General features: G+C 50.5%; 16 protein-coding genes. 12 read left to right on the top strand and 4 right to left on the bottom strand.

Translation table 11 applies throughout. The features are described 5' to 3' along the window. Positions 1-117 precede the first annotated feature (117 nt). Both ACTHUF_RS08595 and ACTHUF_RS08590 read left to right on the top strand, forming a co-directional pair. Positions 118-1,704, top strand: a complete 1,587-nt coding sequence (locus tag ACTHUF_RS08595) for an L-lactate permease (RefSeq protein ID WP_070836805.1) — start codon at positions 118-120, stop codon at positions 1,702-1,704. A 297-nt stretch (positions 1,705-2,001) separates the two neighbouring features. Beyond that, positions 2,002-2,364, top strand: a complete 363-nt coding sequence (locus tag ACTHUF_RS08590; RefSeq protein ID WP_003748906.1) for an ACP-like domain-containing protein — start codon at positions 2,002-2,004, stop codon at positions 2,362-2,364. 136 nt (positions 2,365-2,500) lie between these two features. Here ACTHUF_RS08590 and dnaN read toward each other — a convergent pair whose 3' ends face one another. Beyond that, on the bottom strand, positions 2,501-3,604 hold the full coding sequence (dnaN, locus tag ACTHUF_RS08585) for a DNA polymerase III subunit beta (protein ID WP_003748908.1): 1,104 nt from the start codon (positions 3,602-3,604) through the stop codon (positions 2,501-2,503). A gap of 105 nt (positions 3,605-3,709) precedes the next feature. Then, complete coding sequence (gene dnaA, locus ACTHUF_RS08580; RefSeq protein WP_049348095.1) at positions 3,710-5,278, bottom strand: chromosomal replication initiator protein DnaA; 1,569 nt, start codon at positions 5,276-5,278, stop codon at positions 3,710-3,712. Between the two features lie 319 nt (positions 5,279-5,597). On the opposite strand from dnaA, the gene rpmH reads away from it, so the two are divergent. The 4 genes from rpmH (at position 5,598) to yidC (ending at position 8,059) form a co-directional block, all read left to right on the top strand. Then, entirely contained in the window at positions 5,598-5,732 is a 135-nt protein-coding gene (rpmH, locus tag ACTHUF_RS08575; RefSeq protein WP_002214728.1) for a 50S ribosomal protein L34, read from the top strand. A 2-nt stretch (positions 5,733-5,734) separates the two neighbouring features. Further along, positions 5,735-6,076 carry a ribonuclease P protein component gene (rnpA, locus tag ACTHUF_RS08570; RefSeq protein ID WP_003748912.1) on the top strand — a complete coding sequence of 114 codons (342 nt, stop codon included), beginning with the start codon at positions 5,735-5,737 and terminating at the stop codon, positions 6,074-6,076. Beyond that, on the top strand, positions 6,073-6,294 hold the full coding sequence (gene yidD, locus ACTHUF_RS08565; protein ID WP_003682178.1) for a membrane protein insertion efficiency factor YidD: 222 nt from the start codon (positions 6,073-6,075) through the stop codon (positions 6,292-6,294). Before rnpA ends, yidD begins: the two co-directional genes overlap by 4 nt. A gap of 118 nt (positions 6,295-6,412) precedes the next feature. Then, the gene (gene yidC / locus ACTHUF_RS08560) at positions 6,413-8,059 is read left to right on the top strand and encodes a membrane protein insertase YidC (RefSeq protein ID WP_314553464.1); all 1,647 of its coding nucleotides are present in this window, start codon (positions 6,413-6,415) and stop codon (positions 8,057-8,059) included. 96 nt (positions 8,060-8,155) lie between these two features. Here yidC and ACTHUF_RS08555 read toward each other — a convergent pair whose 3' ends face one another. Further along, the gene (locus ACTHUF_RS08555; RefSeq protein ID WP_004520414.1) at positions 8,156-8,866 is read right to left on the bottom strand and encodes an SAM-dependent methyltransferase; all 711 of its coding nucleotides are present in this window, start codon (positions 8,864-8,866) and stop codon (positions 8,156-8,158) included. A 54-nt stretch (positions 8,867-8,920) separates the two neighbouring features. Further along, positions 8,921-9,511, bottom strand: coding sequence for a Maf family protein (locus tag ACTHUF_RS08550; protein ID WP_049348129.1), 591 nt, complete (start codon positions 9,509-9,511; stop codon positions 8,921-8,923). 55 nt (positions 9,512-9,566) lie between these two features. Here ACTHUF_RS08550 and ACTHUF_RS08545 point away from each other — a divergent pair, with 55 nt between their 5' ends. From ACTHUF_RS08545 to ACTHUF_RS08520, 6 genes are all read left to right on the top strand, one after another. Then, positions 9,567-10,070, top strand: coding sequence for a YceD family protein (locus tag ACTHUF_RS08545; RefSeq protein WP_049348092.1), 504 nt, complete (start codon positions 9,567-9,569; stop codon positions 10,068-10,070). Positions 10,071-10,103: 33 nt separating this feature from the next. Then, a complete protein-coding gene (gene rpmF, locus ACTHUF_RS08540) occupies positions 10,104-10,283 on the top strand; it encodes a 50S ribosomal protein L32 (RefSeq protein WP_002240035.1) in 180 nt (59 codons plus the stop codon). Positions 10,284-10,375: 92 nt separating this feature from the next. Next, positions 10,376-10,900 carry a phosphoribosyltransferase gene (locus ACTHUF_RS08535; protein ID WP_440407488.1) on the top strand — a complete coding sequence of 175 codons (525 nt, stop codon included), beginning with the start codon at positions 10,376-10,378 and terminating at the stop codon, positions 10,898-10,900. A gap of 115 nt (positions 10,901-11,015) precedes the next feature. Beyond that, on the top strand, positions 11,016-12,086 hold the full coding sequence (gene plsX, locus ACTHUF_RS08530; protein WP_315092882.1) for a phosphate acyltransferase PlsX: 1,071 nt from the start codon (positions 11,016-11,018) through the stop codon (positions 12,084-12,086). Between the two features lie 153 nt (positions 12,087-12,239). Next, the gene (locus tag ACTHUF_RS08525) at positions 12,240-13,202 is read left to right on the top strand and encodes a beta-ketoacyl-ACP synthase III (RefSeq protein WP_315092880.1); all 963 of its coding nucleotides are present in this window, start codon (positions 12,240-12,242) and stop codon (positions 13,200-13,202) included. Positions 13,203-13,253: 51 nt separating this feature from the next. Beyond that, a complete protein-coding gene (locus tag ACTHUF_RS08520) occupies positions 13,254-13,601 on the top strand; it encodes a DUF1294 domain-containing protein (RefSeq protein WP_315092878.1) in 348 nt (115 codons plus the stop codon). The last annotated feature ends 8 nt before the right edge of the window (positions 13,602-13,609 follow it).

Raw genomic sequence — 13,609 nt, 5'->3', positions numbered from 1 at the left:
AACTAAACGCATCTGAGGATGCAAATATCTATTCGAAAAACATTTATTGCTCAACACATCGTATCAAACCGCCATTGCATTGACGGTTATGGTGCTTGTTGCCCCGAGGATATTCCTATGGCTCTCTTTCTCAGCATTTTCCCCATCATCCTGCTGATTTGGCTGATGGTTAAGAAAAACAGTATGCCGTCTTACATTGCGCTGCCGATTACCGCCGCGCTGATTTACGTCATCAAACTGTTTTATTTCGGCGACAACGCCATGTTGCTCAACGCAACGGCAGCGTCAGGTCTCGTTTCTACCCTGACCCCGATTACCGTGATTTTCGGTGCCATTATGTTCAACCGCATGATGGAAACCACCGGCTGTATCGACGTCATCCGCAAATGGCTGGCCACCATCAGCCCGAACCCGATTGCCCAATTGATGATCATCGGCTGGTCTTTCGCCTTTATGATCGAAGGCGCGTCCGGTTTCGGTACGCCTGCCGCCATTGCCGCGCCGATTCTGATGAGCTTGGGCTTTAATCCGCTGAAAGTAGCCATCTTTACTTTGGTAATGAACTCCGTGCCCGTTTCCTTCGGCGCGGTAGGCACACCAACTTGGTTCGGCTTCGCACCTTTGGGCCTGGATCAAAAAAGCATTATGGAAATCGGTATGCAAACCGGCGTCATGCACTTCTTCGCAGGTTTCATCATCCCTGTTATCGGCTTGAGCTTCATCGTGCCTTGGGCTGAAATCCGTAAAAACTTGGGCTTCATCGGCATTGCCGTCTTCTCCTGTACCCTTCCTTACGTCGCGTTGGCGATGGTCAATGAAGAATTCCCATCTCTGGTTGCCGGCGCAATCGGCCTGATGGTATCCGTATTTGCGGCAAACCGCGGCTGGGGCTTAAGCAAAGATTACGCCAAAGACCCGAATGCAGAAAAAGTACCTTTCGCACAAGTTGCCAAAGCACTGGCTCCTTTGGGTATGCTGATCGGTATGCTAGTAGTCACCCGTATCAAACAGTTGGGCATTAAAGGCCTGCTGACCAGCAAAGAAGAATGGTTCAGCTTCCAACTGCCGTTTGATTTGTCCAAAATCACCGTCAGCGACTCCCTGACCATCACCTTCGGCAACATCTTCGGCCAAGGCGTAAACGCTTCCTATCAAACCCTCTACGTTCCGGCTTGGATTCCGTTTGTCTTCACCGTTTGGATTTGCATCCTGCTGTACAAAACCAAATTCAAAGATGCCTGGTCTTTCTACGCTGCAACCTTCAACCAAACCAAAAAACCGCTGCTTGCCCTGATGGGTGCGTTGATTATGGTTCAACTGATGATGGTTGGCGGCGATGACTCCATGGTGAAAATCATCGGTAAAGAATTTGCAGCGATGGCAGGCGAACACTGGGTGTACTTCTCCCCTTACCTTGGCGCAATCGGTGCATTCTTCTCAGGCTCCAACACTGTATCCAACCTGACCTTCGGCCCGATTCAACAACAAATCGCGCTTGATACCGGCCTGTCCGTTACCCTCATCCTCGCCCTGCAATCCGTCGGCGGCGCAATGGGCAACATGGTCTGCATCAATAACATCATCGCCGTGTGCAGCGTGTTGAACGTGAACAACGCTGAAGGCGCGATCATCAAGAAAACTGTCATCCCGATGAGCATCTATGGCGTCATCGCCGTGACTATCGCTTCAATTTTCTTCTTGTAAACCGCTTCATATCAAAGGCCGTCTGAATATTCAGACGGCCTTTTTTGTATTCTTTCGCTATATTTCTTAAAGAATCATTAATGTATATATTCCGCAACAATCCGCATAGCCACTTTGCAACACCAAATTACAAACAACTTTCTATTAATAAACAATCGGGTAATCATAAGTAAACACTGTTTTGCAATTTACCTAATTGCCACTACCGACAAAACGCCTAAAATACGCTTCATCTGCAAACGGAAACCCTTTCTCATTTTGCAAGATAACACACAACCCTCATATGGAGCTTAGATCATGAAATTACTTTCTGTTATCACTGCAGCCGCATTGGCTACTGTTTCCTTCTCTGCTGCCGCTGCACCTGCCGGCTTCGTTTCTTACCGTTGTGACGGTGGCAAATCACTGAACGTGATGTACGGTTTCGACCGCAGCGGCCGCGCAGTTACTGCCGACGTAAACGCCGGTGGCAAAAAAGCCTCTTTGGTTGTCGACAAAAAACGTTCTGACAGCACTGGCACTACTTTCACCAACCGTCGTGGCTATGTAATGTCTGCCGGCTTCATCGACAAAAACACCCACACTACTTCTGAAGTAGTTGGCGTGAACGCCCCTAACGGCTCATTCCTGGTGAAAAACTGCGAACCACGTCCACGTTAATCCCAGTTTTCCTATTTAACCGAATCATCCCGGTTTAATCAAAAGGCCGTCTGAAAAACAATTTTCAGACGGCCTTTTGATTCAAGCCTATAAAAAAGAGCGTGTACCGTACACGCTCTTTTTGTTTGTCCCCCGCTTAAATACGCATCGGCATTACAATGTATTTGAAGTTCGGATTATTCGGCATAGTAAACAGCGTTGAGCGGTTGGCATCGCCGAAGGCAAGCTGCATATCGTCGGAGTGAATGTTACGCAACACATCCATCAGGTAGCCGATGTTGAAACCGACTTCAAGCTCTCCGCCTTGATAAGCGATTTCCAGCTCTTCGCGTGCTTCTTCCTGCTCGTTGTTACTACATACGACACTCAGCAAACCTGGCTGTAAGAACAGTCGCGCACCGCGGAATTTTTCATTAGCAAGAATGGCGGCACGTTCGAGCGCACCCAAAAGCTGGGTACGGGATACGAGGAAAATCTTGTCATTATCCAAAGGAATCACGCGGTTAAAGTCAGGGAACTTGCCATCGATGACTTTGCTGACAATAGTCGTGCCGTTGCATTGGAAGCGTACTTGATTGTCCAAAAGCTCAACGGTGATGGATTCGGACGGATTATTCAGCAGTTTGAAGAGTTCCAATACCGTTTTGCGCGGCAGGATCACTTCCGTTTTCGGCAGCTCTGCTTCAATTTGGCTGGCCGCATAAGCAAGGCGGTGGCCGTCGGTTGCAACAAGGCGCAGTTGGTTGCCTTCGACCTGCATCAGCAAGCCGTTGAGGTAATAGCGGATGTCTTGAACCGCCATGCTGTATTGCACTTGCGAAAGCATGGTTTTGAAGGTTTCTTGAGTCAGCGAGAAAGTCGCGCTGACATCGTTGCCGACACTCATCAAAGGAAAGTCTTCTGCCGGCAGGGTTTGCAAGGCAAAACGAGATTTGCCCGCACGCAGAGTCAAACGGTTGTCCGCCCAATCTAAGGACACCAGCGCACTGTCAGGCAGGGCGCGCAGGATGTCTTGGAATTTTTTAGCATTGGTCGTAATGCGGAAATCACCTGCCTGACTCTCAGGGCCGGCGGTATTGATTTGGATTTCCAAGTCGGTTGCCAAAAGTTTGGTTTGTCCGTCTTTGCTTTCCAGCAACACATTGGACAGAATCGGCAGAGTATGGCGACGCTCAACGATACCGGTAACGGCTTGCAACGGCTTGAGCAGACTGTCGCGGTCGGCTTGTAAAATCAGCATGTTCCATTCCTTTGAATTTGAAATCGGTTGATTTGGGTATTTTAAAATATTTTTTGTATTCAGACGGCCTCATATCGATATCAGGCCGTCTGAAATTGCATTGGGTCAGTTTTGAATCAAAATCAGCAGTTTTTCGTAGTCTTGCGCCAATTCGGGATCTTCTTCGCGCAGTTTTGCCACCGCTTTGACACCGTGCATCACAGTCGTATGGTCGCGGCCGCCAAAGGCATCACCGATAGAAGGCAGGCTGAGCGTGGTCAGCTCTTTGGTCAGGCTCATGGCGACTTGGCGCGGACGGGCGATATTGCGCGTGCGTTTTTTGCCCAATATATCGCTGATTTTAATCCGATAATATTTGGCCGTCGCATCGATAATGGTGTCGGCGGTAATGACTTTGTGTTTCTCGGCAATAATATCCTGCAAAGCCGTGCGCGCCAAATCCATGTCGATAACAGGGCGGTTCATAAAACGGCTGCTGGCGCTGACTCGGTTGAACGCGCCTTCCAGCTCGCGCACATTGGAACGGATCAGATTGGCAATAAACAAAGCGGCTTCGTCTTCGATACTGATACCGGCGGCTTCTGCCTTTTTCTGCAAAATTGCCACGCGCATTTCCAATTCGGGCGGCTCGAGTTCCAAAGTCAAACCCCATGAGAAACGGGACTTGAGACGGTCGTCCATGCCTTCGATTTTGGCAGGCAATACGTCGCACGTCAGGATGAGCTGTTTTTTCTCGTTGTGGAAATGGTTGTACAGATAGAAGAATTCTTCCATCGTACGGTCTTTGCCTTTGATGAACTGGATATCGTCGATAATCAGCAGATCGTATTGTTTGTATTGTTGCTTGAACACATCGTAAGTGTTGTTGCGCACAGCCTTCATAAAGCTGCGGATATAGTCGTCCGAGTGCATATAGCGCACTTTGGCATCGGGGCGGTTTTTCAGCAATTCGTTGCCGATGGCCTGCACCAAGTGGGTTTTACCCAAACCGGTGCTGCCGTACAGGAAAAACGGGTTGTAGCCCTGCCCCGGATTTTCAGCAATCGCTTGGGCGGCTGCGGCGGCAAGGCGGTTACCCTTACCTTCCACCAAAGTTTCAAATGTATAGTCGCGCGACAGATTGGTCTGTTCGTAGCGCGCTTCTTCCGCATCGTGTTGCGCGTCGGTTTTGGCTTTGGCAACCGCTTTAGACTCAGCCGGAGCGGCAGTTTGCACTTGAGGCTCATGCGGCAGGTTTTTCATGCGTTGCGCCAAAATCTCGGCAGCCGTCTTGGCTGCGGCAGGCTTGGACACCGTTTCAGACGGCCTGTCTTCTTCTACTGCAGCATCAGTTTGCAAAGGCATTTGAACAGGCTCTACACACTCTTCGACTTCAACAACTTCTTGCACTTGCACCGGCGCAACAGCCTGAGCCGCCATTTCATAATGCGTACCTACGCCCGGCTTAAACGCGAAAGCTACCTGCTGAGGCACCAATTCGGCACGCACGGCGTCAATCTTGGCGGCAAACTGGCTTTTGAGCATATTGCAGGCAAATTGGTTTTTACCATACACCACCCATACGCCGTTTTCTTCGCCCACGGTCAAAGGCGCAATCCATTGCGCAAACTGCCCGGCAGGCAACATTTCGTGAAGGCGGCAAAGGCACAGCGGCCAAAATTCAGCTAACGTCATGAGATTAAGCTCGGAAAATGGAAGATTTGGGAAATACAAGAAGGCGGAGCAGACAGGCAATCCAATAAAAATCAGATTTTTATAACACGCCCGCTGCTTTCAGACGGCCTTGCGCACAGAGAAAAGCAAGGTTGGGCGATTATACCCATTCCGCTCTTTTTTATCCACAACCGCCGCAAAATTTTATCCACAAATTCTATCAACGCATCAAACCCGTTGTCACACTTTAGCCGACGAAAAGTTTTTATATTGATTGACAAAAGCAACAAATTGGAGTGTAATTCACGGTTTAATTATCTACCAATTTTTAGGAAACATCATGAAACGCACTTATCAACCTTCCGTTACCAAACGCAAACGCACCCACGGCTTCTTGGTTCGCTCCAAAACCCGCGGTGGTCGCGCAGTATTGGCTGCACGTCGCGCCAAAGGCCGTAAACGCCTGGCTGTATAATTTTGAATTACGGCTTCTCGAAGCAGTATCGCTTATTAAAAACGGATGATTTTTCATCCGTTTTTGCGTTGAAAAACCGACGCAGCCGCGATTTGCTGCAAGTCTCCCAGTCCGCAGACAACGCGCTCGGCCATCCGCGCCTTGGTTTGGTCGTCAGTAAAAAGACCGCCAAACGTGCCCATGACCGCAATTATATGAAGCGCGTCATCCGCGACTGGTTCAGACTGAATCAACACCAGCTGCCGCCGCATGATTTTGTTGTGCGCGTGCGTCAGGCGTTTAATCGGGAAACCGCCCCAGAAGCCCGCAACCAACTTGCCCAGCTGATGAAAAAACGCCGATGAACACCCTGCTTTCCAAGCTCCTCCTTGCACTCATCCGCTTTTACCAATACTGCATCAGCCCCCTCATTCCGCCGCGCTGCCGCTATACCCCGACCTGTTCACAATACGCGGTCGAAGCCGTCAAAAAATACGGCGCATTCAAAGGCGGATGGCTGGCCATCAAACGCATCGCACGATGCCACCCTTTCGGCGGACACGGACACGACCCTGTTCCATAATGCTGCTGTCAACCATTTAAAGAACACGATTTCCTTTAATTTCCCGTCGGTTTCTATATAATGCCGTCTGAAGCAGTTTTCATCTCGATTACCTATCCGTCAATTCCAGGAATCTCTTATGGATTTTAAAAGACTTGTGGCATTTTTTGCCATCTCGCTGGCAATCTTTGCCGGCTGGGAACATTTTTTCCCCAGCCCCAAACCTAATCCGGCGCAACAAGCCGCGCAACAGCAAACGGCCGCCACTCCGGCAAAAGCCGCTGCCGAAGCCGCGCTTGCTCCAGCCACCCCCATTACCGTTACCACAGACACGGTTAAAGCCGTCATCGATGAGAAAAGCGGCGACCTGCGCCAGCTGACCCTCTTGCAATACAAAGCAACCGGCGACGAACACAAACCTTTCGTCCTGTTTAACGACGGCAAAGAATACACCTACGTTGCCCAATCCGAGCTTTTGGACGCGCAAGGCAACAACGTTCTGAAAGGCATCAGCTTTAGCGCTCCGCAAAAACAATACAGTTTGGAAGGCGACAAAGTTGAAGTCCGCCTGAGCGCACCTGAAACCAACGGCCTGAAAATCGACAAAGTTTATACTTTTACCAAAGGCAGCTACTTGGTTAACGTCCGTTTCGACATTACCAACAGCAAAGGCCAACCCGTCAACCTGAGCGCAGACTACCGCATCGTCCGCGACCACAGCGAACCCGAAGGCCAAGGCTACTTTACCCGCTCTTACGTCGGCCCGGTGGTTTACTCCCCTGAAGGCGGCTTCCAAAAAGTCAGCTTCTCTGATTTGGACGATGATGCCAAATCCGGCAAATCCGAAGCCGAATACATCCGCAAAACCCCGACCGGCTGGCTCGGCATGATTGAACACCATTTCATGTCCACTTGGATTTTGCAGCCTAAAGACGGCCAAAGCGTTTGCGCCGCAGGCGACTGCCGTATCGACATCAAACGCCGCAACGACAACCTGTACAGCGCAAGCGTCAGCGTGCCTTTAGCCGCCATTCAAGCCGGCGCGAAAGCCGAAACCGCCATCAACCTGTATGCCGGTCCGCAAACCACTTCCGTTATTGCCAACATCGCCGACAAACTGCAACTGGCCAAAGACTACGGCAAAGTACACTGGTTCGCCTCCCCGCTCTTCTGGCTCTTGAACCAACTGCACAACATCATCGGCAACTGGGGCTGGGCAATCATCGTTTTGACCATCATCGTCAAAGCCGTACTGTACCCATTGACCAACGCCTCTTACCGCTCTATGGCAAAAATGCGTGCCGCCGCGCCTAAATTGCAAGCCATCAAAGAGAAATACGGCGATGACCGCATGGCACAACAACAAGCCATGATGCAGCTTTATAAAGACGAGAAAATCAATCCGCTGGGCGGCTGTCTGCCTATGCTGTTACAAATCCCCGTCTTCATCGGCCTGTACTGGGCATTGTTCGCCTCCGTAGAATTGCGCCAAGCACCTTGGTTGGGTTGGATTACCGACTTGAGCCGTCCGGATCCTTTCTACATCCTGCCTTTGATTATGGCGGCGACCATGTTTGCACAAACTTATCTGAATCCGCCGTCAACCGACCCTATGCAGGCGAAAATGATGAAAGTCATGCCTTTGATTTTCTCCATCATGTTCTTCTTCTTCCCTGCCGGTTTGGTTCTGTACTGGGTAGTCAACAACCTCTTGACCATCGCCCAACAATGGCACATCAACCGCAGCATCGAAAAACAACGCGCCCAAGGCGAAGTCGTTTCTTGATAAAAGCTTAGGCAACACAAAGGCCGTCTGTTGTTCAGACGGCCTTTTTTTTATTTCCCCAAACAAATACAGTTTGAGATTGAATCCAATCCAGTTTTAAGCGGCATGCAACACAAAAATCGTCGGGCGTTTTTTCAAATTCGGCATTTCTTTTCTTTTTCGCCACTGCGCAATCGTCTGGCTGATGATTTCCTGTGTCGGCAAGGTTAAGTCCGTGGCCACGCATAATCGCGTTTCAGGATGCAGGTTTTCCACTGCATCAGCCAACAACGCATCGTTGCGATAGGGCGTTTCGATAAACAGCTGCGTTTCATTCTGCTGGCGCGAACGTTGCTCCAAAGCCTTCAAACGCTGAATACGCTCATTTTTTTCAGACGGCAAATAACCCTTAAACGCAAAGTTCTGACCATTCGCACCCGAAGCCATCAGCGCCAGCAACAAGCTGGACGGACCGACCAAAGGCCGTACTTCAAAACCGTGTTTATGCGCCAACGCCACCAAATTCGCACCCGGATCGGCAACAGCCGGGCAACCTGCCTCGCTGACAATACCCATACTGCGCCCTTCTTGCAAAGGTTTCAGTAATTCCGGCAAAGTCTTCAAATCCGTGTGTTCATTAAGCGTTTGCAGATTCAGCTCGCGGATAGGCGTAGTCACGCCCAAGTGTTTCAAATGCGCGCGCGCTGTTTTTTCCGCTTCCACGACAAAATCCGTCAGCCCGACAATCGCCTGTTGCTCATGCGGCAACAGGCATGGCGTATCAGGCGCACCCAAAGGGGTAGGAATCAAATACAAAATCGGTTTCATTCTTGCAACTCCCCAAAATCTCAGGCCGTCTGAACACATTCAGACGGCCTCAAACTATAAAACTTCCACACCTTCGTTTTTCAAAAAATCAATCAGACGGAAAATCGGAAGGCCGATCAAAGCATTAGGATCCGTACTTTCAATACGCTCCAACAAAGCGGCGCCCAAACCCTCGCTCTTCGCCGCGCCGGCACAATAAACCGCATCCGGCTCGCGTTCCAAATATCGGCTGATTTGTTCCTGCGACAACTGGCGCATGGTAACCACCGTATGATCGACATGATGCTGAACCTTACCCGTGGCAGTATTCAAAAGCACGATTGCACTGTAAAATTCAATCCGTTTTCCGCTTAAGTTTTCCAGCATCTGTTGTGCATTTGCGACGTCCATCGGCTTACCCAATTGACGTCCTTCGCACCATGCGACTTGGTCTGCGCCGATAATCAGCGCAGCAGGGAAAGCTGCCGCCAATGAATGGGCTTTGCCTTTAGCCAAACGCAGCGCCGTTTCGCCCGCATGCTCGCCCGCAATAGGCGTTTCGTCAAAATCAGGCGATGCCGTCTGAAAATCGACACCCAAACGGCGAAGCTGTCCGCAACGGAAAACCGAAGTCGACCCTAAAACCAAAGGCAGTTTTACTTCCATATTTTTACTTAAAAACATTGACGTTAGACCGCCGAAATTATATCATACTCCGTTTATGTCATACCCTAATTTGATTGACCCAGAAGTTTTCGCCGCCGAAGGGCAGAATCTGCAAGGCAGCTTCCTGCTCGAAGAATTGGATGAACGAGTCAGTTCGCACGATTATCCGGCCGACAAACAGACGCGCGTGTCGTTTACGCTGCAAGGCGGCCGCGACCGGCTGCAACGTCTGTTTCTCGATTTGAACGTCAAAGCCGACATGCCCCTGATTTGCCAGCGCTGCATTACGCCCATGCCGTTTCTGCTCGATGAAACCAGCCGTATCGTCTTGTTTGCCGATGAAAAGAGTTTGGACGAAGCCATGCTTGCCGATGAAGAATTGGAAGGCATGCTGCTCGAAAAAGAGCTAGACGTACGAACTCTGGTCGAAGACCAAATCCTGATGTCGCTCCCTTTCTCCCCTCGACACGAAGACTGCGGCAACAATGGGACACTGGAAGAAGTCAATCGGGACAAACCAAACCCCTTCGCTGTTTTAGCAGGTTTGAAAAGCAGTTAATTAGGACACAGTTTATTTATTTAGGAGCTTGAAATGGCCGTTCAACAAAACAAAAAATCCCCTTCTAAACGCGGTATGCACCGTTCACACGACGCTCTGACTGCGCCTTCTCTGTCTGTCGACAGCGCAACTGGCGAAGTGCATCGTCCACACCACATTTCTCCAAACGGTATGTACCGTGGCCGTAAAGTGGTAAAAGCCAAAGGCGAATAATCCGTTCGTCTGACTGAAAAAGCCAGAATATTGCCATGCAATGACTGGCTTTTTTGCATTGCACTCTGTATTTTCCTCTTCGGAAGCACACCATGAAATGTAAAATCTGGTACACCTACGACGACATCCACCGCGTAATCAAAGGATTGGCGGAAAAAATCCAAAACTCCGGCACCAAATACGATGCCATGATTGCCATTGGCGGTGGCGGTTTCATCCCTGCCCGCATGTTGCGCTGCTTCTTGGAAATCCCGATTTACGCCGTGACCACAGCCTACTACGACAACGATCACGAAGGTCAAGTGACCGAGGAAGTGAAAAAAGTTCAATGGCTCGATCCCGTTCCCGATGTACTGAAAGGCAAAAACGTACTGGTTGTTGACGAAGTGGACGACAGCCGCGTTACCATGGAATTCTGCCTGAACGAATTGTTGAAAGAAGATTTCGGCACCATCGGCGTGGCAGTATTGCATGAAAAAATCAAAGCCAAAGTCGGCAAGATTCCCGAAGGCATCCCTTATTTCAGCGGCATTACCGTAGAAGACTGGTGGATCAACTATCCTTGGGACGCGCTGGACATCGACGAACACAATAAATTGGCCGCGCAAAACCGATAAATCCGGCATGACCGTCGCAACAAGCCTTTCCATCTGATTTTCAATCCAGAAAATCAGATGAGTGTGCTTGTCCGATGGTCTGAAGCCGTCTGAAACACACAAACCGGAGAACAACATGATTACACTGGCCGTAGATGCCATGGGCGGAGATGCAGGCCTTGCGATTACCGTCCCCGGTGCAGTGGATTTCCTCAAGCAACAATCCGATGTACATCTGATTATGGTCGGCAATGAAGCAGCAGTCCGCCAAGCATTAAGCTCGGCAGGCGCGCCCATGGACCGCATTACCGTCTGCCATGCAGCGCAAGTCGTTGAAATGGATGAAGCGCCGCAATCCGCGCTGAAAAACAAAAAAGAATCATCCATGCGCATCGCCATCAACCAAGTTAAAGAAGGCAACGCGCAAGCCGCCGTATCGGCAGGCAATACCGGCGCATTGATGGCGACCGCCCGATTCGTCCTCAAGACCATTCCCGGCATTGAGCGACCTGCCATCGCCAAATTCCTGCCTTCCGACAGCGAACACGTTACCTTAGCTTTGGATTTGGGTGCAAATGTCGATTGCACACCCGAGCAACTGGTTCAATTTGCCATCATCGGCAGTGAGCTGGTACACGCCCTGCACCCAGAAAAAGGCAGCCCGCGCGTCGCCCTATTGAACGTCGGTACAGAAGACATCAAAGGTACGGATGCTGTCAAACAAACCTTTAAACTGTTGAGCAGCAGCAAACTCAACTTCATCGGCAATATCGAAAGCAACAGCGTTTTGTATGGCGAAGCCGATGTCGTTGTCGCAGACGGATTTGTCGGCAACGTTATGCTCAAAACCATCGAAGGCGCGGTTAAATTCATGAGCGGTGCCATCCGCCGTGAATTCCAAAGCACCCTGTTCAACAAACTTGCCGCTATTGCCGCCCTGCCCGCACTCAAAGGCTTGAAAGGCAAACTCGATCCGCGTAAATTTAACGGCGCCATCCTGCTTGGCCTACGCGGTATCGTGATTAAGAGCCACGGCGGAACCGACGAAGTCGGCTTCCGTTATGCTTTGGAGGAAGCCTACCACGAAGCCAAATCTGCCGGCCTCGCCCAAATCGAACAAGGCGTAGCCACCCAGTTGGCCGCTTTAGAAGCCGCCAAAGCAGAAGCAGAGCAGGAAGAGACCGCCGCTCCGGCAACGGAAGCTTAAGGCTGATATACACAGGCCGTCTGAAACTTCAAAATGTTCAGACGGCCTGTTTTTATCTTTGAAACACCAACTTCATGCTTCATATTGGGAATTTCCCCATTTTCGCTTACAATATCCGACTATCTGAATTAACTCTCTAAAAAGGCCGTTCTCATGCAATATGCCAAAATTTCCGGCACAGGCAGCTATCTTCCTGCCAACCGCGTCAGCAATGACGACCTTGCCAAAAAAGTGGACACTTCCGACGAGTGGATTACCACGCGTACAGGTATCAAATTTCGCCATATTGCAGATGAAAGCGAAAAAACCAGCGACTTGGCCGCCGAGTCAGCACGTCGCGCCTTGGAAGATGCCGGTTTGCAGGATGACGATATCGACCTGATTATCGTTGCCACAGCCACTCCCGATATGCAGTTCCCTTCTACAGCAACCATCGTGCAGCAAAAATTGGGCATAACCAACGGCTGCCCTGCCTTTGACGTCCAAGCCGTGTGCGCCGGTTTTATGTATGCCATGACCACTGCCAATGCCTATATCAAAAGCGGCATGGCGAAAAACGCTTTGGTTATCGGCGCGGAAACCTTCAGCCGCATCGTCGATTGGAACGACCGCACCACCTGCGTCCTCTTTGGTGACGGCGCAGGCGCGGTTGTCTTAAGCGCATCTGACGAACCGGGCATCATCCACAGCAAACTCAAAGCCGACGGCAACTACCTCAACCTTTTAAACGTCCCCGGACAAATCGCCAACGGCCAGGTTTGCGGGTCGCCCTACATCAGCATGGACGGTCCCGGCGTATTCAAATTTGCCGTCAAAATGCTGGCAAAAATTGCAGATGACGTTATCGAAGAAGCCGGATACACCGCCGACCAAATCGATTGGATTGTGCCGCACCAAGCCAACAAGCGCATTATCGACTCTACTGCCAAACACTTGGGCTTGAGCATGGACAAAGTGATCTTGACCGTCCAAGACCACGGCAACACTTCTGCAGCCTCCATTCCGTTGGCACTGGATGTCGGCATTAAAAACGGCCAAATCAAACGCGGACAAAACCTCTTGCTCGAAGGCATCGGCGGCGGTTTTGCCTGGGGTGCGGTTTTAGTGAAATACTAACGATTGGGCCGTCTGAACACCTCTTTCAGACGGCCTATTCTGCTCAAACCCATGAAATCCCTAACGTTTGCACTCTGCATCAGCAGCCTGTTTTTAAGCATAACGGCTGTAATATTGCCCAAACTGGCAATCGCCTATCTCGCACTGAGTGCATACGTTTTCCTGCTTTACTACCAAGACAAACAGCGCGCACGCAACCACGGCAGGCGCATACCCGAAGCAAAATTGCATCTGCTCAACCTGCTTGGCGGTTGGCCAGGCGGTTATTGCGGCAGCCTCGCATTCCGGCATAAAACCAGCAAACCCGAATTTGTCCGCACCTTTCGGCTGAATGCCGCAACCAATACTGTCGCCACCCTTCTTCTGCTGGCAGACACCCTCAAACATTCAAACCAATAAGGAATTAC

Source organism: Neisseria sp. P0024.S006 (assembly GCF_051956595.1).
Taxonomy (GTDB): domain Bacteria; phylum Pseudomonadota; class Gammaproteobacteria; order Burkholderiales; family Neisseriaceae; genus Neisseria.
This window is presented reverse-complemented; position numbering and strand designations above follow the sequence as displayed.

Coding starts and splice junctions, on each gene's coding strand:
- dnaA (WP_049348095.1), bottom strand. CDS start 5,278: ATGACGTTAGCTGAATTTTGGCCGCTGTGCCTTTGCCGCCTTCACGAA.
- ACTHUF_RS08525 (WP_315092880.1), top strand. CDS start 12,240: ATGCAATATGCCAAAATTTCCGGCACAGGCAGCTATCTTCCTGCCAAC.
- dnaN (WP_003748908.1), bottom strand. CDS start 3,604: ATGCTGATTTTACAAGCCGACCGCGACAGTCTGCTCAAGCCGTTGCAA.
- rpmF (WP_002240035.1), top strand. CDS start 10,104: ATGGCCGTTCAACAAAACAAAAAATCCCCTTCTAAACGCGGTATGCAC.
- yidD (WP_003682178.1), top strand. CDS start 6,073: ATGAACACCCTGCTTTCCAAGCTCCTCCTTGCACTCATCCGCTTTTAC.
- rpmH (WP_002214728.1), top strand. CDS start 5,598: ATGAAACGCACTTATCAACCTTCCGTTACCAAACGCAAACGCACCCAC.
- yidC (WP_314553464.1), top strand. CDS start 6,413: ATGGATTTTAAAAGACTTGTGGCATTTTTTGCCATCTCGCTGGCAATC.
- plsX (WP_315092882.1), top strand. CDS start 11,016: ATGATTACACTGGCCGTAGATGCCATGGGCGGAGATGCAGGCCTTGCG.
- ACTHUF_RS08595 (WP_070836805.1), top strand. CDS start 118: ATGGCTCTCTTTCTCAGCATTTTCCCCATCATCCTGCTGATTTGGCTG.
- ACTHUF_RS08590 (WP_003748906.1), top strand. CDS start 2,002: ATGAAATTACTTTCTGTTATCACTGCAGCCGCATTGGCTACTGTTTCC.
- ACTHUF_RS08550 (WP_049348129.1), bottom strand. CDS start 9,511: ATGGAAGTAAAACTGCCTTTGGTTTTAGGGTCGACTTCGGTTTTCCGT.
- ACTHUF_RS08555 (WP_004520414.1), bottom strand. CDS start 8,866: ATGAAACCGATTTTGTATTTGATTCCTACCCCTTTGGGTGCGCCTGAT.
- ACTHUF_RS08535 (WP_440407488.1), top strand. CDS start 10,376: ATGAAATGTAAAATCTGGTACACCTACGACGACATCCACCGCGTAATC.
- ACTHUF_RS08545 (WP_049348092.1), top strand. CDS start 9,567: ATGTCATACCCTAATTTGATTGACCCAGAAGTTTTCGCCGCCGAAGGG.
- ACTHUF_RS08520 (WP_315092878.1), top strand. CDS start 13,254: ATGAAATCCCTAACGTTTGCACTCTGCATCAGCAGCCTGTTTTTAAGC.